The sequence below is a fragment of the Bradyrhizobium sp. HKCCYLRH3059 genome (genome assembly GCF_051168035.1).
In the GTDB taxonomy this organism is placed as follows: Bacteria; Pseudomonadota; Alphaproteobacteria; order Rhizobiales; family Xanthobacteraceae; genus Bradyrhizobium.
On record NZ_JBNPUF010000010.1, the window covers coordinates 124,594 to 146,083 of the forward strand.

The 21,490-nt window shown below is 65.8% G+C and carries 18 protein-coding genes; 6 read left to right on the forward strand and 12 right to left on the reverse strand.

The genetic code is table 11. The features are described from left to right. Positions 1 to 13: 13 nt before the first annotated feature. Positions 14 to 208 carry a hypothetical protein gene (locus ACQR13_RS27485; RefSeq protein WP_315716598.1) on the reverse strand — a complete coding sequence of 65 codons (195 nt, stop codon included), beginning with the start codon at positions 206 to 208 and terminating at the stop codon, positions 14 to 16. A gap of 31 nt (positions 209 to 239) precedes the next feature. Here ACQR13_RS27485 and ACQR13_RS27490 point away from each other — a divergent pair, with 31 nt between their 5' ends. The 3 genes from ACQR13_RS27490 (at position 240) to ACQR13_RS27500 (ending at position 2,545) form a co-directional block, all read left to right on the forward strand. After that, a complete protein-coding gene (locus tag ACQR13_RS27490) occupies positions 240 to 605 on the forward strand; it encodes a hypothetical protein (RefSeq protein ID WP_315716599.1) in 366 nt (121 codons plus the stop codon). A 357-nt stretch (positions 606 to 962) separates the two neighbouring features. Next, entirely contained in the window at positions 963 to 1,862 is a 900-nt protein-coding gene (locus ACQR13_RS27495; RefSeq protein ID WP_315753334.1) for an NAD-dependent epimerase/dehydratase family protein, read from the forward strand. Between the two features lie 53 nt (positions 1,863 to 1,915). Continuing rightward, the gene (locus ACQR13_RS27500; protein WP_315753336.1) at positions 1,916 to 2,545 is read left to right on the forward strand and encodes a hypothetical protein; all 630 of its coding nucleotides are present in this window, start codon (positions 1,916 to 1,918) and stop codon (positions 2,543 to 2,545) included. A gap of 54 nt (positions 2,546 to 2,599) precedes the next feature. Here ACQR13_RS27500 and ACQR13_RS27505 read toward each other — a convergent pair whose 3' ends face one another. The 7 genes from ACQR13_RS27505 to ACQR13_RS27535 form a co-directional block, all read right to left on the reverse strand. Beyond that, positions 2,600 to 3,379, reverse strand: coding sequence for an ABC transporter permease (locus ACQR13_RS27505; RefSeq protein WP_434863434.1), 780 nt, complete (start codon positions 3,377 to 3,379; stop codon positions 2,600 to 2,602). Next, positions 3,376 to 4,488 carry an ABC transporter permease gene (locus ACQR13_RS27510; RefSeq protein ID WP_434863457.1) on the reverse strand — a complete coding sequence of 371 codons (1,113 nt, stop codon included), beginning with the start codon at positions 4,486 to 4,488 and terminating at the stop codon, positions 3,376 to 3,378. Before ACQR13_RS27510 ends, ACQR13_RS27505 begins: the two co-directional genes overlap by 4 nt. 35 nt (positions 4,489 to 4,523) lie before the next feature. Beyond that, positions 4,524 to 5,618 (reverse strand): ABC transporter ATP-binding protein, encoded by a 1,095-nt coding sequence (locus ACQR13_RS27515; RefSeq protein WP_434863435.1) that lies wholly within the window; start codon positions 5,616 to 5,618, stop codon positions 4,524 to 4,526. Between the two features lie 105 nt (positions 5,619 to 5,723). Then, positions 5,724 to 6,725 carry an ABC transporter substrate-binding protein gene (locus tag ACQR13_RS27520; protein WP_315716713.1) on the reverse strand — a complete coding sequence of 334 codons (1,002 nt, stop codon included), beginning with the start codon at positions 6,723 to 6,725 and terminating at the stop codon, positions 5,724 to 5,726. Between the two features lie 318 nt (positions 6,726 to 7,043). Continuing rightward, on the reverse strand, positions 7,044 to 7,265 hold the full coding sequence (locus ACQR13_RS27525) for a hypothetical protein (protein ID WP_315769322.1): 222 nt from the start codon (positions 7,263 to 7,265) through the stop codon (positions 7,044 to 7,046). 252 nt (positions 7,266 to 7,517) lie between these two features. Then, positions 7,518 to 10,700, reverse strand: coding sequence for an efflux RND transporter permease subunit (locus ACQR13_RS27530; protein ID WP_315825428.1), 3,183 nt, complete (start codon positions 10,698 to 10,700; stop codon positions 7,518 to 7,520). A 324-nt stretch (positions 10,701 to 11,024) separates the two neighbouring features. After that, the gene (locus ACQR13_RS27535) at positions 11,025 to 12,263 is read right to left on the reverse strand and encodes an efflux RND transporter periplasmic adaptor subunit (RefSeq protein WP_315753346.1); all 1,239 of its coding nucleotides are present in this window, start codon (positions 12,261 to 12,263) and stop codon (positions 11,025 to 11,027) included. Between the two features lie 190 nt (positions 12,264 to 12,453). On the opposite strand from ACQR13_RS27535, the gene ACQR13_RS27540 reads away from it, so the two are divergent. Further along, positions 12,454 to 13,071 (forward strand): TetR/AcrR family transcriptional regulator, encoded by a 618-nt coding sequence (locus tag ACQR13_RS27540; RefSeq protein ID WP_315716607.1) that lies wholly within the window; start codon positions 12,454 to 12,456, stop codon positions 13,069 to 13,071. A 118-nt stretch (positions 13,072 to 13,189) separates the two neighbouring features. Further along, a complete protein-coding gene (locus tag ACQR13_RS27545) occupies positions 13,190 to 14,665 on the forward strand; it encodes a M81 family metallopeptidase (protein ID WP_316193603.1) in 1,476 nt (491 codons plus the stop codon). Positions 14,666 to 14,924: 259 nt separating this feature from the next. Here ACQR13_RS27545 and ACQR13_RS27550 read toward each other — a convergent pair whose 3' ends face one another. Together ACQR13_RS27550 and ACQR13_RS27555 are read right to left on the reverse strand one after the other, a co-directional pair. Beyond that, positions 14,925 to 16,550 (reverse strand): MFS transporter, encoded by a 1,626-nt coding sequence (locus tag ACQR13_RS27550; protein WP_316193605.1) that lies wholly within the window; start codon positions 16,548 to 16,550, stop codon positions 14,925 to 14,927. Further along, on the reverse strand, positions 16,537 to 17,661 hold the full coding sequence (locus ACQR13_RS27555) for an HlyD family secretion protein (protein ID WP_315810741.1): 1,125 nt from the start codon (positions 17,659 to 17,661) through the stop codon (positions 16,537 to 16,539). Before ACQR13_RS27555 ends, ACQR13_RS27550 begins: the two co-directional genes overlap by 14 nt. Positions 17,662 to 18,263: 602 nt before the next feature. Between ACQR13_RS27555 and galE the strand changes: the two genes are divergently transcribed. Continuing rightward, a complete protein-coding gene (galE, locus tag ACQR13_RS27560; RefSeq protein ID WP_316193607.1) occupies positions 18,264 to 19,259 on the forward strand; it encodes a UDP-glucose 4-epimerase GalE in 996 nt (331 codons plus the stop codon). Between the two features lie 38 nt (positions 19,260 to 19,297). Here galE and ACQR13_RS27565 read toward each other — a convergent pair whose 3' ends face one another. Together ACQR13_RS27565 and ACQR13_RS27570 are read right to left on the reverse strand one after the other, a co-directional pair. Next, positions 19,298 to 19,555, reverse strand: coding sequence for a hypothetical protein (locus ACQR13_RS27565; protein ID WP_316193608.1), 258 nt, complete (start codon positions 19,553 to 19,555; stop codon positions 19,298 to 19,300). 226 nt (positions 19,556 to 19,781) lie between these two features. After that, the gene (locus ACQR13_RS27570; RefSeq protein ID WP_434863436.1) at positions 19,782 to 21,050 is read right to left on the reverse strand and encodes a sensor histidine kinase; all 1,269 of its coding nucleotides are present in this window, start codon (positions 21,048 to 21,050) and stop codon (positions 19,782 to 19,784) included. Between the last annotated feature and the right edge of the window lie 440 nt (positions 21,051 to 21,490).

Genomic DNA, 21,490 nt, shown 5'->3' on the forward strand with positions numbered 1-21,490 from the left:
TGAAGCCATCAAACTACTGGGCGCGCTTCAACCGCTTGATCTCGGCGACCTGAAACTTGCCGCCGGCCAGCAGGCTGCTGCAATGCAGCCAGACCTTGTTGCGATCCCAGCCCAGGAACGCCTTGGTCTCCGCACAGTCCGCGTAGTGCTTGTACCTGAGCGTGTCGGAGCAGGTCGTATCGAAATGCGAAAATTCTTGACCAGACAAGGCGCATCCGACCCAAGGCGCATTGCCCGACTTGAAGCTGGTCTCGCAGCCGCCGTTGCAGCTGCTGGCGGCTCTCTCCAGCTTGGCGATCCTGGCTTCCACGGAGTCCGACGCAACTGACGGCGCGCGCGCCGTCGACGACGCCGTCGACCGCGTGCGGCGCGAGATCCCGGTGTCGGCCGTGGTCTTCGACCTGTGGAGCTTTGTCGCCTGCTTCGGTGCGTCGACCGTTACGCCCGGAAGCGAGGGGGCGGAGCCTGGTGTGATTTGCGATGCGGCAGGACCGCACAGCAGGACGGTTGCCAGCACGGCGGCAGCCGAGGACACGACGACACTCGACGACAATCTCATGACAATATCCCTTCAGGGACGAACCTGCCGTCCCAATACATTGTGACCGCACTATATTACCTATCCGAAAATGGGAAACTTGGCTACTCAGCGCCGAAAAAATTTTGCGAATGATCGTCGTTTGCATCGCGATCGGGTGATGTGCCGACGACGCATCCAGAGACTGCCGTGTCGCGATGGGACGCGATTTTCGGATCGACAGAAATGCGCGCAGGCTGGGCCGGGGCGGTTGGCCTGATGTCACCCGCCGGGAGGCGGAGCTATCAACGCAGTGCGGCAATAGGCTTCCACGCGGCATTGAAAGCAGGCCGCGTCCCGCGCGGCAGGCTGCAAGTTCCTTGTGGAGCAGCTTCGCTGGAAACTGCTAGAAGCGATCACGCACTCACAGGGGATGACGAGCTCAATGACAGCCAAGCGCGTGGTGTTCACCGGGGGAACAGGCAAGGCGGGCAGGCATGTACTGCCGCATCTGCAGAACAAGGGCTACGCGCTCCTCAACGTCGATCTCAAGCCGTTCGATCACCCCGGGATCAACACCCTGATCGCGGATCTGACGGACAGCGGCCAGGCCTTCAACGCGCTGACCACGCATCATGGCTTCGGCGGCTTCAACGCCGGCCGGCCGCCACGGGCGCCGGATGCGGTGGTGCATTTCGCCGCGATCCCGCGGGTGCTGATCGAGCCCGACAATGAGACCTTTCGCGTGAATACGATCAGCACCTACAACGTCATCGAGGCCGCGGCGAAGCTCGGCGTGCGCAAGATCATCATCGCCTCCAGCGAGACCACCTATGGCGTATGCTTCGCGGAGGGCGACAAGGACTTCAGGAGCTTTCCGCTCGAGGAGGACTACGACACCGACCCGATGGATTCCTACGGGTTGTCCAAGGTCGTGAACGAGAAGACCGCGCGCGCCTTTGCGATGCGCTATGGCATCGACATCTACTGCTTGCGCATCGGCAACGTCATCGAGCCGCATGAATACGACATGTTCCCGCGTTTCCTCGCCGACCCGCCGTCGCGCAAGCGCAATGCCTGGTCCTATATCGACGCTCGCGACCTCGGCGAGATCGTGCATCTGGCGATCCAGAAGGACGGGCTCGGCTTCCAGGTCTTCAATGCCGTCAACGACACCGTCACCGCAACGATGCCGACGCGCGAGTTGCTGCGGCGCTATTGCCCGAATGTGCCGGTGACCCGCGAGATGGGTGACGACGAGGCGCCGCTGTCGAACCGCAAGACGCGCGAGGTGCTCGGGTTCAAGGAAGCGCATGATTGGCGGAAATATGTGAAGGTGGGATAAGGGTTAGGGTGCATCGGCGAAATTGGTCTCACCGACTTGTTTGGAATGTAAAGATGTATTGGTGGCCACTTTCACGCGCTGAGACGCTGCAAGCGCTTCCTGTGCTGAGCGCGGTGATTGCTCTGTTTGCTGCGGTTACGAGTGTATGGTTTTCAACACGAACATTGGGGCTTGCGTACTTTAAGCAGAAGCTTGATGTGATGACCACCGAGCTCAATTATTTCGAGGACATTCGAGAGTGGGGGGAGGAAGTCGTCGATGCTCTATCTGAGGCGGTTCATCTCTGTGATCTCGATCCAAAGCGATTGGATCCGGTAAGTGGATTCAAGGGAGAGTCCTTCTTCGAGCGACGTCATAGACTCCTAGTCGCGATTTCATCGATGATTGATCGTGGACGATGGTTCTTCCCCAATACTCGGGTTGAAGATCATGGAATGGATAAGGAGCCTGGGTACCAAGGATTTCGGCATGAGGTGCTTGATGGACTTGTGAGTGCCTACAAGAGCTTGGGTAGAGTCGATTGCCAGAACAAACAGAACAACCAGGCTCGTCGAGATGAATTGACCGGCTGCAAAAGGCATTTCGTCGGTCGGCTACAGATTATTCTCGATCCCACCCGGCGGTCGGAGGTCTTTAAGGAGTTGCGCAATAAAGCCGCGAAGGTGGAGAAGCATCCTGGTTGAACCGCTTTGGAAGGACCTTGATGTAGAGGGCAATCATCTACGATAAGCTCTCGCTCACGTCATCCGCCGCCGGAGCGCGAGCATCGCGAGCGACAGCACGATCGTCCCGACGATGAACACGGCCGCCGCCGAGACGATCGCCGGGCTGATGTTCTCGCGGATGGTGGCGAACATCTGCCGCGCCAGGGTGCGTTGATTGGGGCCGGCGACGAACAGCGTCAGCACCACCTCGTCCAGCGACGTCGCGAAAGCGAACAACGCGCCGGAGATGATGCCGGGCAGCGCGATGGGAAACGTCACCGAGCGCAGCACCACGGCAGGCGAGGCGCCGAGGCTCGCGGCGGCCCGCTCGAGCTGGATATCCACGCCCTGCAAGGCCGAGGAGACGTTGACTAGCACGAACGGCACGGCGACGACGGTGTGCGCGATGATCACGCCGAGATAGGTGTTGGTGAGCCCGTAGCGCGAAAACATCAGCTGCATGCCGACGCCGAGCACGACCGCCGGCACCACCATCGGCAGCAGGAACACGGTGCGCAAGGTCGAGATCAGCAGCGAGGCGCGCCTGCCGCGCAGGCCGAGCGCGGCGAGCGTGCCGAGCAACGTTGCAACGGCTGTGGTCCCCGAGCCGATCAGCAGGCTGTTGACGATCGACAGTCGCCAGGACTCGGCCGTGACCAGCTCGCGGAACCAGCGCGTCGAGTAGCCGGGAATGGGATAGTTCAGGAACACGCTGTCGGTCAGCGATAGCGGCAGCACCGCGATCAGCGGCCCGAGCAGGAACACGATGACGGCGATCGCGAACAGCAGTTTGACGAGCGGCAGCCATTTCATGCGCGCTGCTCCTCGGCCGAGGTCAGCCGGATGTAGACGGCGTAGAGCAGGATCGTCATCGCGAGCAGGACGAGGCCGAGCGCGCCGGCCATGCCCCAGTTCGCGGCTCCCGTGGCGTAGTAGGCGATCACCGAGCTGATCATCTGGTCGTTGGCGCCGCCGATCAAAGCGGGCGTGATGTAGTAGCCCAGCGCGGCCATGAACACGAGCAGCGCGCCCGAGACGACGCCGCGCATCGACAGCGGCAGCAGCACGTGGACGAAGGCGCGCAGCGGATGGGCGCCGAGCGAGGCCGCCGCCGGCATCAGGTTGCGCGGGATCGCGATCAGCACGCTGAAGATCGGCAGCACCATGAACGGCAGCAGCACATGCGTCATGGCGATGACGACGCCGATCCGGTTGAACATCAGCGGGATCGGCGCCGACGTCAGGCCGAGCCCCTTCAAGGTGGCGTTGATCAGGCCGTTGTCCTGCAGCACGACATACCAGGCGGCGGTGCGTACCAGCAGCGAGGTCCAGAGCGGCAGCAGCACCGCGCCGAGCAGGATCTGCCGTCGCCAGCCGTCGACCGAGGCGGCCACCATCGCGAACGGCAGGCCGATGAGGATGCAGGCCAGCGTCACCAGCGCCGAGGTCACGAAGGTCCGGATCATGATCAGGCGGTTGGCCGAGGCGCCCTCCGGCATCGCAGCGATATTGCCGGCGGCGTTGTGCTCGAGGTCGACGGCGGCGAGCAGGTTCTTGTCGGTCCAGGGCGAGGCGACGGCCTCGGCGATGGTCGTCCAATAGGAGGTCTCGCTCCAGCGCGAGTCGATTGCGGCGAGGTCGACCGCGCCGGTGCCGTCGAGCGCGCGGCGGGTCTTACCAAGCAGGCTGCGGAATCCGGACTGCGCGCTGTTCAGGCGGCGAACGAGATCGCCGAACTGCTCGTCATTGGTCAGCTTGCGGATGTCGTCGATGAACGCGGCCTGTGCGGTTGCAGGAGGCACGCTCGTGCGGTCCCAGCGCGCCAGCGCCTTGTGGGTGCGGGGCAGGGACTCGGTCGCGACTGGATCGGATACAGCCGACTTCATCATCGTCACCAGCGGCACGACGAAGAACGACAGCATGAACGCCAGAAGCGGCGCCAGCAGCAGAAATGCCGTCAACCGTTGGCGGAAGACTGGTCGCATGATCCCACCACCCAGACGTCCGACGCCGCGAACGACAGCGCGACCTCGCTGCCGACCTCCGCAGCCTGACCGGCACGATCGCCCTTGATGATCAGCCGCTGCGCGCCGACCGTGGCGACCAGACGCACGTGATCGCCGAAATACACCGCATCCAGGATGCGCGCGGTCAGGCGGTTCGCGGTCGCCGCTGCATGATCGTTGATCCGGATGGCCTCGGGACGGATCGAAACCTGCACCCTGCCGCCATCGATGCGGACGGCGCCGGCATGCGCCGACAGCGTGAGGCCCGAGTCTGTCGTCAGCCGCACCGCGTCGCCCGCGTGCTCGTCGACCTTGCACGCCAGCAGGTTGGTCTCGCCGATGAACTCGGCGACGAAGGGCGTGCGCGGCAGCTCGTAGATCTCGCGCGGCGTGCCGATCTGCTCGATCCTGCCGTGGTTGAACACGGCGATGCGGTCCGACATCGTCAGCGCCTCGTCCTGATCGTGGGTGACGAACACGATGGTGAGGCCGAGCCGGCGGTGCAGGTCGCGGATGTCGAGCTGCATCTGCTCGCGCAGCTTCTTGTCGAGCGCGCCGAGCGGCTCGTCCATCAGCACCACCTGCGGCTCGAACACCAGGGCGCGGGCAAGCGCGACGCGCTGCTGCTGGCCGCCGGAGAGCTGCGCCGGCTTGCGCTCGGCCATGGCCGACAGCTTGACCATGTCGAGCACGCGGGCGACGCGCTGCGCGATCTCGGGCTTGGACGTGCCGCGCATCCTGAGCGGAAAGGCGATGTTGTCGCGCACGCTCATATGCGGGAACAGCGCGTAGTTCTGGAACACCACGCCCATGTTGCGCTTGTGCGGAGGCAGCCCGTCGACCCTGGCGCCGCCGACCTCGATCGTGCCGCTGGTCGGCTGCTCGAAGCCTGCGAGCATCATCAGGAGCGTGGTCTTGCCGGAGCCGGAGGGCCCGAGCAGGGCGACGAACTCACCGCGCGCGATATCGAGATCGAGATCGTCGACCACGGTCAGCGCAGCGAAGCGCTTGACCACATGCCGGAACGAGATGAAGGGGGTATCCATGACGGAGGCTTTCGGCGCGGACCTCGCCGGGACTCATGCACGAGGAGGGCAGGCGCGCGTCGCGACGACGATCATCGCGCGCCCGGTTTGCTGAAGCGGCGAGCCTCAGCGCGCGAGCCAGGCGTTGAAGCGCTTCGACAGCTCTTCCGAATTGTCGGTCCAGAAGCCGACGTCGAGCGCGATCGCCTGCTTCAGATTGTCCGGCGTGGTCGGCAGCTCGGCGGCGAATTTTTCCGGCACCAGCTTGGCGGCGGCGATGTTCGGCAGGCCATAGGCGATGTATTCCGGCAGCTTGGCCTGGTTCTCGGCCTGGCTCGCAAACGCGATGAAGTTCATCGCGGCGTCCTTGTTTGGCGAGCCCTTCAGCACCACCCAGCTGTCGACAGCGTAGATGCTGCCCGGAAACACGAAGCCGAAATGCTTGCCCTCGGTGCGGTTGATGGCGCTGATGCGGCCGTTATAGACCGAGGTCATCGCGACCTGGCCGGATGACAGGAGCTGCAGCGGCTGCGCGCCGGCCTCCCACCACACGATGTCGGCCTTGAGCGCGTCGAGCTTCTTGAAGGCGCGCTCGACGCCCTCCTTGGTCTTCAGCACCTTGTAGACGTCGGTCGCCGGCACGCCGTCGGCCATCAGCGCGAATTCGAGCGTGTATTTGGCGCCCTTGCGCAGGCCGCGCTTGCCCGGAAACTTCGCCGTGTCCCAGAAGTCCGCCCAGGTCTTTGGCCCATCCTTGATCTTGTCGCCGTCATAGGACATGCCCGTCGACCACACGATGGCGCCGACGCCGCAATCGCTCACGCCGGCCGGGATGAAGCCTTTCTTGTCGCCGATCTTGCTCCAGTCGATCTTCTCATAGATGCCGTCGCTGCAGCCGAGCTCGAGCTCCTCGGCCTCGACCTGCACCGCATCCCAGTTCGGCACCCCGGCCTTCACCTTGGCCTGCAGCACGCCATAGCCGCCGTCCCAGCTCTCGTCGAGCACGGTGGCGCCGAGCTTGGCGGCGAACGGCTGGAAGTAGATCTTGCGCTGCGCGTCCTGATAGTTGCCGCCCCAAGACACCACCGTGAGATCGCGCGCCTGCGCCGCCGCGGCGACGCTCAGCATGGCTGCCGCCGCCACCAGCACCGTCTTCGAGACGGGGAGGGCCGCGCGTGGCGTCCCGTTCGACACCTTCACACCCGTGGGGCTGGTCCGCCGTGAAAACATGCTCGATGATCCGTCGCGCTTTGAAAGGTTCAAAAAAGCTATCGGCTGTTCCCAGCCGTGGCAAGCGCGAGTTTTGATCGTGAGATGATGCCATTTTGGCGCTAGGCGCCGCGCCGGCCGCGTTGCGGCAGGGCGTGTTGAGATCGTCCGCTGCCGGCGCATGGTCTGGTCCGGCGGGGGTCACGCCCCCGGGGACGTGTTTGGAGCGTTGCGGTCCTACAATCCGGCGCTGCAACCTTGATCGTCCGGGCAGGCAAGCGCCGGCACCGGTTCGCTCCCCGCCGAATTGTCGACGACGAGACCGAGCGCCGGTGTGCTCGTCGCCCGCGCACGGGTCGGAGCCGGCAGCCGCCGCGATGCACCGTGGGCGCCGATGCGTTCAAAACCCTCTGCTGTCTTCATCAGTCTGGCGGCGACAAGATGATTCAAAAAATCCATGTTGCAACTCCGTGTGGTCAAATGACCCGGCGGCCTGGTGCGGGACAGGCCGCCGGGTCGGCGCAACGTGCTGGAGTTGGCGTCCTCCATCTCGCTGCGCTGGTCTGTGATCCGTTTCACAGTCGTGTAGAATTGATCGTGAATCGGATCATCCGTGGAGCGTGATCGGGACGCCGGCTGCCATTTGTCTCTACGAATCAAGAGACGATCGCGTTTCCGGGCGCTCGACATCACGCGCGTTCACATTCTTGTTTACTCCGCGGGTTGAGCCGCCACCGTGCCGTGGCCGCCATGCTGGGTGAGGGGCTTCATGCCGGTCAGCGTCCGCAGCAGCACGTAGAACACGGGCGTCAGGAACAGGCCGAACACGGTGACGCCGATCATGCCGGAGAACACCGCGACGCCCATCGCGCGCCGCATCTCCGAGCCGGCGCCGGTCGAGAGCACCAGCGGCAGCACGCCCATGATGAACGCCATCGACGTCATCAGGATCGGCCGCAGCCGCAGGCGGCTGGCCTCGATCGCGGCGCGCAACGGCGTCCGCCCGGCGAATTCGAGCTCGCGCGCGAATTCGACGATCAGGATCGCGTTCTTGGCGGAGAGGCCGACGAGCACGATCAGGCCGATCTGGGTGAAGATGTTGTTGTCGCCCTTCGAGAGGTAGACACCGAACATCGCCGCCAGCAGGGCCATCGGCACGATCATCAGGATCGCCAGCGGCAGGGTCAGGCTCTCATACAGCGCGGCCAGCACCAGGAACACCAGCAGGATCGCGAGCGGAAACACCCACAGGCCGGAGTTGCCGGCGATGAACTCCTGGTAGGTCAGGTCGGTCCATTCGAAGGCGAAGCCGGGCGGCAGCACCTCGGCCGCGACCCGCTCGGCGGCCGCCTGCGCCTGGCCGGAGGAGAAGCCGGGCGCCGCTGCCGCGTTGATATCCGACGACAGGAAGCCGTTGTAGCGGATGGCGCGTTCGGGACCTGCGCTCTGTCGCACGTTGAGCAGCGCCGACAGCGGCACCATGTCGCCGGAGGCGGAGCGCACCTTGAGCTGGCGGATATCGTCGGCACGGGCGCGGAACGGCGCGTCGGCCTGCACGCGCACCGAATAGGTGCGGCCGAACTTGTTGAAGTCGTTCACGTAGTAGGAGCCGAGGTAGATCTGCAGGGTGTTGAACACCTCCGTCACGGGGACGCCGAGCTGCAACGCCTTGGTGCGGTCGATGTCGGCGAACAGTTGCGGGACGTTGACCTGGAAGCTCGAGAACACGCCGGCGATCTCCGGCGACTTCTGCAGGCCGGCCATGAACGCCTTGGTGACGTCGTTCAGAGCCTCGTAGCCGAGGCCGGCGCGGTCCTCGATCTGCAGCTTGAAGCCGCCGATGGTGCCCAAGCCGTTGACCGGTGGCGGCGGGAACATCGCGATGAAGGCGTCCTGGATGCCCGCATATTTCTTGTTGAGCTCCATCGCCAGCGCGCCGCCGGACAGCGATGGATCCTTACGCTCGTCGAACGGCTTCAAGGTCGAGAACACGATGCCGGCATTGGAGGAGTTGGTGAAGCCGGAGATCGACAGGCCGGGGAAGGCGACCGAGCTCTCGATCCCGGGCTGCGTCAGCGCGATGTCGCTCATCTTGCGGATCACCTCCTCGGAGCGGTCGAGCGTGGCGCCGTCCGGCAGCCGCGCGAAGCCGACCAGATACTGCTTGTCCTGGCCCGGCACGAAGCCGCCCGGCACCTGCTTGAACAGCACGGCGGTGGCGCCGACCAGCAGGACATAGAGGATCATCACCGCGGCCTTGCCGGTGATCACCTTGGACACGCTGCCGCTGTAATTGTTGGAGGCGCGGACGAAGGCGCGGTTGAAGCCGCGGAAGAACCAGCCGAGACTCTGGTCGAGGATGCGGGTGAGGCGATCCTTCGGCTCGTGGTGGCCCTTGAGCAGCAGCGCCGACAGGGCCGGCGACAAGGTCAGCGAGTTCACCGCCGAGATCACGGTGGAGATCGCGATCGTCAGCGCGAACTGCTTGTAGAACTGGCCCGTGAGGCCGGAGATGAAGGCGAGCGGCACGAACACGGCGACCAGCACCAGCGCGATCGCGATGATCGGCCCCGACACCTCGCGCATCGCTTGGTAGGTGGCGTCACGCGGCGACAGCCCGCTCTCGATGTTGCGCTCGACATTCTCGACCACGACGATGGCGTCGTCGACGACGATGCCGATCGCGAGCACCAGGCCGAACAGGCTGAGCGCGTTGATCGAGAAGCCGAACAGATGCATCACGGCGAAGGTGCCGACGATGGAGACGGGCACCGCCAGCAGCGGGATGATCGAGGCGCGCCAGGTCTGCAGGAACAGGATCACCACGATCACGACCAGCACGATCGCCTCGAACAGCGTGTGCACGACGGCCTCGATCGAGGAGCGCACGAACTGGGTCGGGTCGTAGACGATGTGATACTCGACGCCCTCCGGCATCGTCTTCGCGATCTCCGCCATGGTGGCGCGGACGTTGTCGGAGATCTGCAGCGCGTTGGAGCCCGGCGCCTGGAAGATCGGAATCGCCACCGCCTGCTTGTTGTCGAGCAGCGAGCGCAGGCCGTATTCGGAGGCGCCGAGCTCGATGCGGGCGACGTCGCGCAGCCGCGTGATCTCGCCGTGAGCGCCGGTCTTCACCACGATGTCGGCGAACTGGTCCTCGTTCGACAGCCGGCCCTCGGCATTGACCGAGAGCTGCAGGTCCAGCCCCTTCACGCTCGGCGAGGCGCCGACCACGCCGGCAGCGGCCTCGACGTTCTGCGCCTGGATCGCCTTGACGATGTCGCTAGCGGAGAGACCGTGCTCGGCCGCCTTCTGCGGATCGACCCAGACCCGCATCGAATAGTCGCCGGCGCCGAACAGCTGGACGTCGCCGACGCCGTCGATGCGCGCCAGCCGGTCCTTGACGTTGAGCACCGCGTAGTTGCGCAAATAGGTGGTGTCATAGCGGCCGTTGGGCGAGATCAGATGCACGACCATGGTGAGGTCGGGCGAGCTCTTCTTGGTGATCACCCCGAGCTGGCGCACCACGGCGGGCAGCCGCGGCTCGGCCTGCTGCACCCGGTTCTGCACCAGCTGCGTGGCCTTGTCCGGATCGGTGCCGAGCTTGAAGGTGACCGTGAGCGTCATCGCGCCGTCGGTGGTCGCCTGGCTGCTCATATAGAGCATGTTCTCGACGCCGTTGATCTGCTCCTCGATCGGCGTCGCCACCGTCTCGGCGATCACCTTCGGATTGGCGCCGGGATAGGTCGCACGCACCACCACGGAGGGCGGCACGACGTCGGGGTATTCGGAGATCGGCATGGAGAACAGCGCGATCAAGCCGCCGAGGAAGATCAGCGTCGACAGCACGCCTGCGAAGATCGGCCGATCGATGAAGAATTTGGAGAGGTTCATGGGAGGCCCCGTGGTCGGGAGAGGTCGGTCGTCGTTATCTGACTTGGTCTAAGGGCTGGCGCGGTGCCCACCCTCCCCTGGAGGGGGAGGGTCGGCTCGCATGAGCGCAGCGACATGCGAGACGGGGTGGGGTGGCGGCCCCTCCGCGCGTGCGGTGCTCGACTGAGACGAACCCGCGACGCACGGATGGCTGAGGAGGTGCGAGCAGGTTTTCACCAACTGAGACCGTCACCCCACCCCGCCGCGCGCTGTGCGCGCGTCGACCCTCCCCCTCCAGGGGAGGGTGGGCATCGCGTGTGTGGTGACCGCCATTGTCGATCATGATCAGCGCTGCGCCAGTCGCTTGTTGTCAGTGGCCGCCCCATCGCGTGCGCCCATCGCGGCCACCTGCGTCTTCAACAACGCACCTGGCCGCACCCGCTGGAGGCCGTTGACGACCACGCGCTCGCCGGGCTTGAGGCCGGCGGAGATGATGCGCAGGCCATCGACGCTGCCGCCGAGGCTGACCGGGCGATAGACAGCGCGCTCGTCGTCGCCGACCACCATCACGAATTTCTTGTCCTGGTCGGTGCCGATGGCGCGCTCGTCGAGCAGCACCAGCGATTGCTGCTGCGGCTGGCCCATGCGCACGCGCGCGAACTGGCCGGGGATCAGCCGGCCGTCCTCGTTCTTGAACACGGCGCGGACGCGGATCGTGCCGCTCTGCCCGTTGACCTGATTGTCGATCAACTGGATATGGCCGGATGCCGTGATGCCGCCCGAGGTCGTCATCTCGACCGGGATGCGGTCGAGATTGCCGCGTTTGCCCGAGCCGTCGGCAATCGCCGACAATGCGCGCAACACCAGCTCTTCGGTGGCGTCGAAGCTCGCATAGATCGGGTTGACGGACACCAGCGAGGTCAGCACCGGCGAGGCCGACCCGGCGGCGACGAGGTTGCCGACCGTGACCTCGATCCGGCCGACCCGGCCGTCGACCGGCGCGCGCACCTGCGTGTAGTCGAGATTGAGCTTGGCTGTCTGCAAGGTCGCTTCGGCGGCCTTGACGTTGGCGATGGCTTCGCGATTGCCGTTGTCGCGCTGGTCGTAATCGCGCTTGGTCACGATGGAATTGCCAACCAGCTGCGCGCCGCGCTCCAGTTCGTTGGCGGCGAAGGCGGCGCGGGCGCGCGCCGCTTCCAGTTGCGCCTGCGCCCGGTCGACCTCGGCGGCGTAGGGCGCCGGGTCGATCTTGAACAGGACGTCGCCAGCCTTGACCAGCGAGCCCTCGGTGAAATTGGTGCCGAGAATGGCACCGGCCACCCGCGGCCGGATCTCGACCCGCTCGACGGCTTCAAGCCGGCCGGAGAACTCGTCCCACAGGCTCGCCTGGCGCGGCTCGACGACGGCAACCGTAACGGGGACGGCCTGTTCGGGGGCCGCAGCGCGGGCCGCATTCGGCGCGGAACTGAAGTGGAAATATTGGGAGCCGGCGTAGGAGCCGGCGGCAATCACCAAGCCGGCGGCGGCGACGGTGCTCAGCCACCGCTTCAGGCGGCCGGAAGAACGAATTTCGGACGAAGGCATTGGCGCGCTCCAGATTTGTAGTGCTCGCTACAAATGTGGCGCTGGCAACCCGTTCGCAAGAGACTTATGTAACGGATACTACGAAAATAGTAGCCCGACTTTCGGCGGACTGCGCCAGATCAAAGAAATCGCGTTCAAGAACAACTAGATAAGAATCAGACGGGGCGGAGACGGAACAGGAGTTTTGCAGATGGGCATCGGACGGCCCCGGACTTTCGATCGCGACACCGCGTTGGACCAGGCGATGGAGGTGTTTTGGCGCCATGGCTATGAGGGCGCCACCATCGCCCAGCTCACCGACGCCATGGGCATCAACCCGCCCAGCCTCTATGCCGCGTTCGGCAGCAAGGAGGCCCTGCTCAGGGCCGCGCTCGACCGCTACACGGCGCGACGGGAGGCCTGGATGGACGAGGTGCTGAGCGCGCCGACCGCCCACGAGGTCACCGCGCGGATGCTGATGGGCGTCGCCGAGAAACAGACCGATCCTTCCAATCCGCCCGGCTGCCTGCTGGTGCAGGGCGGTCTCGCCTGCGGCTCCGGCTCTTCCAACGTGCCGTTCGAGCTCGCGGCCCGCCGCGCGCAGACCGAGGAGCAGCTCCGGCACCGTTTCGAGCGCGCCAAGCGCGAAGGCGATCTGGCTGAAGCCGCCGACCCCGCTGCGCTCGCGCGCTATGTTTCCGCCGTGATCACCGGCATGAGCGTGATGGCGTCGTCAGGCGCCGACCGCGAGGCATTATCCCAGGTCGCCGTCGTCGCGATCAAGGCGATCGAGGATCAGTCGGTGAGGGCGCCGGCGGCGGCGAACTGATCGACATCATGCGCTGAGCGACGGGTGCTCTGCCGTCGCAAAGTCTTGTGCTCGTGGGCGCGATGCGATCCCCTGCGGCCGCCTCATTGTCATCGCGCGAACCAAGAGCAATTCCTCCATGCGTGTCTTCTCCGCCGCCCTTGCCACCGAGACCAACACTTTTGCGCCGATGCCGACGGGGCTCGCGACCTTCCACGAGCGCGCCTACTTCCCGGCCGGAACGCATCCGGACAAGATGCAGATGCATGGCGGGCCACTATGGGCGGCGCGGCAGGTCGGGCCATCGAAAGGTTGGACCTTGATCGAGGGGCTGGTCGCCGCAGCGGTGCCGAACGGGCTCGTCACCCGCGCCGCGTTCGAAACCCTGCGCGACCAGATCCTCGCCGACCTCGAAGCCGCGCTGCCGGTCGACATGGCGTTGATCGGCCTGCACGGCGCGATGATCGCCGACGGCTATGATGATTGCGAGGGCGAGCTGCTCGCGCGCATCCGCGACATCGTCGGACCCGATGTGGTCATCGGTGCGACGCTCGACCCCCACGTTCACATGAGCGAGCTGATGGTCAGAAGCGCCGATCTTCTGATCTGCTGGAAGGAATATCCGCACACCGACATTCTCGAGCGGGCCCAGGATCTGGTGAAACATTGCACCGAGCTCGCCGAGAAGCGGCTGAAGCTGCAGAAGGCCCTGGTCGACACCGACATGATCGTGACCCTGCACACCACGCGCGAGCCGGTGCGCAGCTTCGTCGACCGCGTCACCGCGCTGGAAGGCAAGGACGGCATCGTCTCGGCCTCGATCGTTCACGGCTTCGGCTGGGGCGACACGCCGTCCATGGGCACCAAGGTGCTGGTCTATAGCGATGCCGCCGTCGATCCCGATGGCGCCAAGGCGCAGGCGCTGGCGCGCAAGCTCGCGGACGAGCTGATCGGCATGCGCGAGGCGGTGACCGAACGCATGCCCGGCGTCGATGCTGCGCTCGACCAGGCCTTGGCGAAGGACGGCACCATCGTGCTCGGCGATGCCAGCGACAATCCCGGCGGCGGTGCGCCCGGCGATTCCACGTTCATCCTGCGCCGGCTGCTCGACCGCAACATCGGCAATGCCTGCCTCGGTCCGCTCTGGGATCCGATCGCGGTGCGCATCGCCTTCGATGCCGGCGTCGGCGCCAAGCTGCCGCTGCGGATCGGCGGCAAGATCGGGCCGCTGTCGGGTGATCCCGTCGATGCGACCTGGGAGATCAAGGCGCTGAAGGAGAATATGGTGATGACGGGCCTTGCCGGCACGCCCGCCAAGCTCGGCGATTGCGCGTTGATCGGGAGCAATGGCGTCGAGGTCGTGATCACCACGTTCCGCTGCCAGGCGTTCGGCACCGACTTCTTCACGCAGCTCGGCTGCGATCCTGCCGCGCGCAAGCTCGTCGTGGTGAAATCCGCCCAGCATTTCCGCGCGGCATTTGCGCCGATCGCGGCCGACATCATCATGGTCGATGCGCCCGGCGTGGTCGCGCGCGACGTCACGACGTTGCCCTACAAGAAGATCAAGCGTCCGAAATGGCCGCTCGACGAGTTGCCGCAATCATCGCGAGCATGATGTCCCAGAATGCGACGATCATCGCACCGCCGTTAACGTTCGGAACGCGGCTGGAACGAACCGCGTCCGAATCGCTTGCGAATCACGGTTTGAGATCTGTTCACGGCTAGATGTCGTAGCTCTCGGAGATGGCGCGCAACATGCAGCGCTGGCGATTCTGATCGTGCGGCTCGGCTTTCGTCAGAAGGTTAAAGACGCAGAGGCGCGCCGGCGTTGTTGGAGAGAAGGCGACGACCCCGCATGCTGCGGGCGGGCCCGCTCACGTCGTCGACGTTCCGAACCGTCGCATCCACGCCGCCCTCAGACCGATCGGTGCTGGCGAGAACGGGCCCGAAGGCGCGCGCGTGATCAGGGCGACCAGCAGGAGCGCGGCGATCGCGAGCCAGAAGCACAGCCAGAACGCATCGAGATAAGCGAGCACGTTGGCCTCGCGCTGCACCTGCGCGGCCAAGGTCCCGACGGCGCGGGCCTTGGCCTGGCCGCCGCCATGCGCGGCGAAATAGCCGGTCAGTCGTTGCAGCGCGCGCGCGACGTCGAGATCGCCGCTCTGGATGTTGAGGCCGAGATAGGCCGAATGCACCTGCTCGCGCACCCGCAGCCACGTTCCCATCAGGGCGACGCCGATTTCGGCGCCGCCGAGCCGCATCACCTGGATATAGGCCGCAAAGGACGTCGCCCGCGCCGGATCGGAATTCGACAGCGCGACGATGATGATCGGAAGCAAGGTCAGGGCCTGTCCGATCGACTGCAGCACGACGATGACGATGAAATCCTCGCGCGCCCAGGCATGGGTGATCTGAGTGCCGAGCAGATTGGCCGCCGCGAAGGCACTGAGACCGAGCACGACGACGATGCGGGGATCGAGATGGCGAAGCAGGACGATCGACAGCGGCACCAGCACGACCATCGGCAGCGCGCCGTAGAACAACAGCAGCGAGCCGCTCTGCTCCGGCCGCAACTGCGTGATGGTGACGAGGAAGTTCGGCACCAGCGACGCATTCGAGAGGCTGGTCAGCGTGTAGAGCAGGATCACGACCAGCGACAGCCCGATGTTGCGCGAGAACAGCACGTTGAAATGCGCCCATGGCTGCGGGGCGAGCGCCTCGTTGACGAGGAACAGGACGAACAGCGCGGCGCCGCCGCACAGCAGCGCCATCACCGTGCCCGATTGCAGCCAGTCGAGTCGGTTGCCCTGGTCGAGACCGGCATAGATCATCGCCACGGCGCTGCCGAGCAGCAGCATCCCGCCCCAGTCGGCGTTCTCGAGCAGCGCGCGGTTGACGGGCTCGGCCGGGGTGCCGAGATAGACCATCAGCGCCATCAGCGGCGCCAGCACGACGCCCTGCCAGTACAGCCACTGCCAGCCGAGATGCTCGACATAGAAGCCGACCAGCGAGGTCGAGGTATCCAGCGCGAAGCCGACCCGGATCGCATAGATCGAGATCGCCGGCAGCCACCAGCGGATCGGCAGGTTGCGGAAGATGATCATGAGCGTGGCCGGCACGAAGGTGCCGAGCAGCATGCCGTGCAGGATCGCGAGCGCGATCAAGGTCGGATAGTCGCGCACGAACGGAATGATCAGGGACAGCACCGCATAGATCAGGCTGGGAATACCCAGCACACGGCGCAGACCGAACACGGTCGCGAGCCACGCCACGGCCGGCGCGATCACGATCTGCGAGCCGATCGCCGCGGTGGACAGCCAGGCGCCCTCGTCAAAACCGAGCGAGAACGCGCCGCGCAGATCGGGCAGGCCGACCGAGGTCAGCCGGCTGTCGAAATTCGCCAGGAACGAGCCGAGCAGGACGGCGCCGACGGCAAACAGCGGATGCGCCGCCTGGCCGCCGCGCGACAGCGGTCCGCGATCGGTCTCACTTGGCGCCATCGGCCTGGCCGGTGGTGCGGATGTGGGTCACGACCGACATGCCCGGCAGCAGCCGCGCGAGCAGCGGCTGGTCGCCGTCGAGGGCGATGCGGACCGGAATGCGCTGCACGACCTTGGTGAAGTTGCCGGTGGCATTGTCGGGCGGCAGCAGCGCGAATTGCGAGCCGGAGGCCGGCGCGATCCGCTCGACGCGGCCATGCAGCCTCTGGCCCGGGAACGAATCCACGGTGATCTCGACCGGCTGGCCGGGCGCGACATGGGTGAGCTGCGTTTCCTTGTAGTTGGCGATGACGAAGACATGCGGCAGCGGCACCACCGCGATCAGGCTGCTGCCGATATTGACGTAGTCGCCGACCTGCACCTGGCGCTGTCCGACGACGCCGTCGAATGGCGCGGTGATCCTGGTGTAGCCGAGCTTGAGCCGCGCGGCGGCGAGCGCGGCCTTGGCGCCGGCGAGATCGGCGCCGCGCTGCTTCTTGGTGCCGGTGAGCACCTCGAGCTGATGACGCTGCGCGGCGATCACCGCGCGGCTCGCGCGCACGTCCGCCTGTGCCTTGGCATAGGCGGCGGTGGCCTGTTCCAGCCGCTGCTTGGTACCTGCCTCGCTCTGTGACAGCGACTGCTGGCGCTCTTCCTCCTGCCTGGCCTGCACCTCGGCCGCGCCGGCCGAGACCTGCTGCGCTTCGGCCTGGGCGATGGTCGCGTATTGCAGCTCGACCTGGTTGCTGAGGTTGTCGAGCGCCGCCTGCGCCGCTTCGACATTGGCCTCGGCCTGCGACACCTGTGCCTCGTAGTCGGCCGGATCGATCTGGACCAGCAGGTCGCCGGCCTTGACCTGCTGGAAATCGCTGACCGCAACCTTCGTCACCTCGCCGGCCACGCGGCTCGAGAGCTGCGTCAGGTCGGCGCGCACATAGGCATCGTTGGTCGATTGGGTCGTTGCGTTGCCGGTCCAGGCGTTCCAGCGCGTGGTCGCGAGCGCCACGAAGGCGAGCGCTGCGATCACCGCAAGCAGCGGAATGCCGAGACGCGCCCAGAGCCCGGGCGCCGCGGCGGGCGGCGTCGATGCAGCGCGCGCCGCCGCGTCGACGTTGCTCGGTGTTTCACTCAAGGGACGCCTCCTGCATCGGCCGACGCTGATCAGTCCGACGACTCGTATCCCATTCTGCGCCGCGTGCCACCTGGACTCTGGGTTGTGAGCCGTGCGTCGCGGGGCATGGACATCTGCGCGCCGAACGGAACCCGCGGGCGATCGGACCGTGATGAACCAGCTAACAGGCCAGCAGGTTGAGCACAGGCACAGCCCGCGATCGCCGCGCCGGGATCGCGCCAACGACATCGGCGCCGGATTCGCTGCCGCGACCAGCCCGCGCCTGATGTCCCAGAATGCGACGTCGCGCGCGCTCACGTTAACGTTCAGAACGTGACTTGAACGAACCGCGTCCGAATCAGCGGCGCAGCCCGGTACGAGGTCTGTTCACGGCTAGATGTCGTGCCGTCATCGCGTGACATCAGCTATTCGGCGTCACTTGACCGCAATTTGGACGACCGGCTGGGTGCGAGAGCGTTAAGAGCACGGAGCGGCCTGCCGCCCAGCGGTTGTCGGTGACGCCGGCCGGCGCGCGCTGCCCGGTTGCAGCGGTCGCCTCGCTGGGTCACATTTCTCATCCGCGACTTGGGTCCAGCCGTTTGCTGATCAGAAGGCTTTCATGCATGGGTCACAAGGGAGCGATCCTGGTTGCCGGCGGCGCCGGCTACATCGGGGCTCATTGCTGCAAGGCTGTCGCCGGGGCTGGCTACGTGCCGATCTGTTACGACAATCTGTCCACCGGCCATCGCCGCTTCGTGCGATGGGGACCGCTCGTGGTCGGCGACATCGCCGACAGCGCCAGGGTGGCTGACACCATCCGCGCCCACGCGGTCGACGCGGTGATGCACCTGGCCGGGCCGAGCACGATCGGCGAATCCGTCGCCGATCCGCACAAATATTATCTGAACAACGTCGTCGGCACGTTGGGCCTGCTGCAGGGCATGCGCGAGGCCGGCTGCGCGCGGCTGGTGTTCTCCTCGACCGGCGCGGTCTATGGCGACGCCGGGCGGGATCCGATTCCCGAGAGCGCCGCGGGATCGGCCCTGAATCCATACGGCCGCTCGAAATACATGATCGAGCAGATCCTGGCGGACTATCAGGCAGCCTACGGCCTGTCGGCCATCGTGCTGCGCTACTTCAACGCCGGCGGCGCCGACGCGTCAGGCCTGATCGGTGAGTTGCGCGATCCTGAGACGCACCTGATCCCGCGCGCGCTGATGGCGATCCTCGGCCACGTGCCGGACTTTGCGATCTTCGGCACCGACTATGACACACCCGACGGGACCGCCGTGCGCGATTACGTTCACGTCGACGATCTCGCGGCAGCCCACATCGCGGCGATGGAGCGTCTGCTGCAGACCGGTTCGGGTGGCACCTACAATCTCGGGACCGGCCGCGGCCATTCGGTGCGCGAGATCGTCGATGCAATCGGCAGGGAGACCGGCGAACGGGTCCCGCTGGTGGTGCGCGCGCGCCGCGCCGGCGATCCTCCGGTCCTGGTCGCAGATCCCCATCTTGCCCAGCAGGAGCTCGGCTTCGCGGCGCATCGGTCCGATCTCGGCACGATCATCCGCTCGGCCTGGACCTGGCACCAGACCGCGCACCCCCGGATCGCATGAGGCCGATGCCGCGTGCCGGGGGCTCGTCGGGGAAGCTGTTACGCCGCGGCCGGCGGCGTGTGGGCGAACTCGTCCGCGAAGCTCATCTCCGCGCGCTCGTCGTCGACCGACCAGCAGCCGATCTCGGAAGCGCCCCGGAAGAAGTGGACGCTGTGGACCGGTGAGCGGAAGTCGTCGCCGCGAATGATCCGGAGCAGGGTCTGCGCCACGCGGCGGTGATCGCCGGGGAGCCTGAGGTCGAAGAATGCGTCGCCATAGCCCGGCAGGATGGTGCCGGCCGAATCGCGAACTTCCATGCGCAACTGTGCCATGCTCGCATTCAACGACAGCAACGGTTTCCGCCCGGTAAATGCCGCCGTGCCTGCGCAGGTGGTCTCACCATGGAGCGCGTCGCGCGCTGGTCGCCATCAGCGAAGCGTGGACGAGGTGCTCTGACAAGAGGCGCCGTTCGAGCAAGCGGCCAGCCTTGTCAGCAGCGGATCGCATCGGCCGCGGTGGCCGTTGGGATGATCGCGCAAGGGATCACCGGGCCTTCTCCAGCACCGGGCGCTCTGTGGTGACGAGGGCTGCCGGGACAACCGCTTCATTGCGGGGGAAGATCGGCAGTTCGAACAGGACACGCGTGCCAGTCGGCTGGTTGGCGCTCAGGGTGAGACGGCCGCGAAGCTGCTGGACCATCCCCTTGATCATCCGGAACCCCAGGCTCGTGCGCGGTTGATCGATGTCGAAACCATCGGGCAGACCGACGCCCTGATCGGACACGCTGAGCTGCAGGCAACCGTCGATGTCGCGGGCGGAGATGTCGATCGGTCCGTCCTGGCCAGGATAGGAATGTTTCACGGCGTTGCTGACCAACTCATTGAGCAGGAGACCGAGAGGCACGGCGTGATCGGCCGACAGCCGCATCGGATGGGCATCGCAGTTCAGGATATGCGCTCCCGCGACGCGTTGCAGCCTCTTGCAGAAGTCTATGAGGAAGACGTCGACGTCGATGAAGCCGATCTGTGATGCCCGCGAGAGATGATCATGAACCTGGGCAATGGCTGCTACGCGCGATCCGGCCTCGCCGAGGGCAAGCTTGGCCTCAACGGAATCCGTCCCGAATGCCTGCACCCGGAGCATGGCCACGACGGAAGACAGGCTGTTCTTGACGCGGTGACCCATTTCGCGCGTCAGCATGGCTTGATGGTCCAAGGCGTCCCGGAGCCGCGTCTCCTCATGCAGGCGCTCGATTGCAATCCCGACGATGTCGGCGAATTCGGTGAGGAAGGCAGCGTCCGCCTCGTCGAAGCGGCGGGGGGCCGGACTGTCGACCTGGAGCACGCCGAAATAGCCGCCGCCTCGTCCGCCGCGTTCGATCCGGACGCTGATCGACGTCTTGATGCCGCGGTCTACTGGAAGCCCCGGTATCTCGAAGCGACCATCCGGGGGGGCGCGACCGGTGATGATGGCTTGACCCGTCTGGAAGGCGCGTCCGGCAGGCGAGGTACTGTCCACGACGAACGATGATTGTTCGACCGAGCTCGGCCATCCGTACCCCGCGCGGACCAGCTGTCTCTTTCCGTCCGCCACGAATTCCATCACCATCGCGAACGGTGCATTGAGGCCCTTGGCACCGAGCGCGGCGGCGCGCTGAAGAGCGACGTGGATGTCGCGGGTCTGCAATGCAGCACGACTGAATTCGGCGAGCGCAGATTGTTGGATGAGCCTGTAGCTGCGCATGTCATTCCGGACGCCCGCGCGCTCGAGAAAGATCGGAAAAGCGGTATCTTGGCTCTGATGTCCCAACACGCGGATTCTCCAAAACAGAACGCACCCCGACTACAAATTCCCCGCGGCTCTCTTCCTTACGATTTGATATTGTAGGGCTATTGTGTTGCCGTTCACCGGCCGGAGTCTGAGCAAAAGCGGACATGGTCCAGTTTGCCGCAGCGCAATTCGTCGCGAGCCGGATCGAGGCGAAAGGCGCCCCGGCTCGCGCTTGGCAGTTGCACCTGACGCTTGCCGTGCCCGCGCGCTCATCCAGAGGACCTTCCACGGAGAGCGGGCACCGGCGCCGCGGCGCGACGCGCGCTCTTGCAGCCCGTCAGAGGGTGGGCGGCACCATCCTCACGGAAACCGCCATATGCGCGATCGGCCAGCCTTGAGCCGGGCGGCAGGCCGGGTTGGCGCGCCGGCCAGATCCGCTCATTCGGCGGCCATTCTTTTGGGCCGCTCGGTGGTGTGGCCCA

Coding starts and splice junctions, on each gene's coding strand:
- ACQR13_RS27515 (WP_434863435.1), bottom strand. CDS start 5,618: ATGGATACCCCCTTCATCTCGTTCCGGCATGTGGTCAAGCGCTTCGCT.
- ACQR13_RS27565 (WP_316193608.1), bottom strand. CDS start 19,555: ATGGAAGTTCGCGATTCGGCCGGCACCATCCTGCCGGGCTATGGCGAC.
- ACQR13_RS27525 (WP_315769322.1), bottom strand. CDS start 7,265: ATGGATTTTTTGAATCATCTTGTCGCCGCCAGACTGATGAAGACAGCA.
- ACQR13_RS27535 (WP_315753346.1), bottom strand. CDS start 12,263: ATGCCTTCGTCCGAAATTCGTTCTTCCGGCCGCCTGAAGCGGTGGCTG.
- ACQR13_RS27505 (WP_434863434.1), bottom strand. CDS start 3,379: ATGAAATGGCTGCCGCTCGTCAAACTGCTGTTCGCGATCGCCGTCATC.
- galE (WP_316193607.1), top strand. CDS start 18,264: ATGGGTCACAAGGGAGCGATCCTGGTTGCCGGCGGCGCCGGCTACATC.
- ACQR13_RS27540 (WP_315716607.1), top strand. CDS start 12,454: ATGGGCATCGGACGGCCCCGGACTTTCGATCGCGACACCGCGTTGGAC.
- ACQR13_RS27530 (WP_315825428.1), bottom strand. CDS start 10,700: ATGAACCTCTCCAAATTCTTCATCGATCGGCCGATCTTCGCAGGCGTG.
- ACQR13_RS27500 (WP_315753336.1), top strand. CDS start 1,916: ATGTATTGGTGGCCACTTTCACGCGCTGAGACGCTGCAAGCGCTTCCT.
- ACQR13_RS27510 (WP_434863457.1), bottom strand. CDS start 4,488: ATGCTGTCGTTCTTCGTCGTGCCGCTGGTGACGATGATGAAGTCGGCT.
- ACQR13_RS27520 (WP_315716713.1), bottom strand. CDS start 6,725: ATGCTGAGCGTCGCCGCGGCGGCGCAGGCGCGCGATCTCACGGTGGTG.
- ACQR13_RS27550 (WP_316193605.1), bottom strand. CDS start 16,550: ATGGCGCCAAGTGAGACCGATCGCGGACCGCTGTCGCGCGGCGGCCAG.
- ACQR13_RS27545 (WP_316193603.1), top strand. CDS start 13,190: ATGCGTGTCTTCTCCGCCGCCCTTGCCACCGAGACCAACACTTTTGCG.
- ACQR13_RS27495 (WP_315753334.1), top strand. CDS start 963: ATGACAGCCAAGCGCGTGGTGTTCACCGGGGGAACAGGCAAGGCGGGC.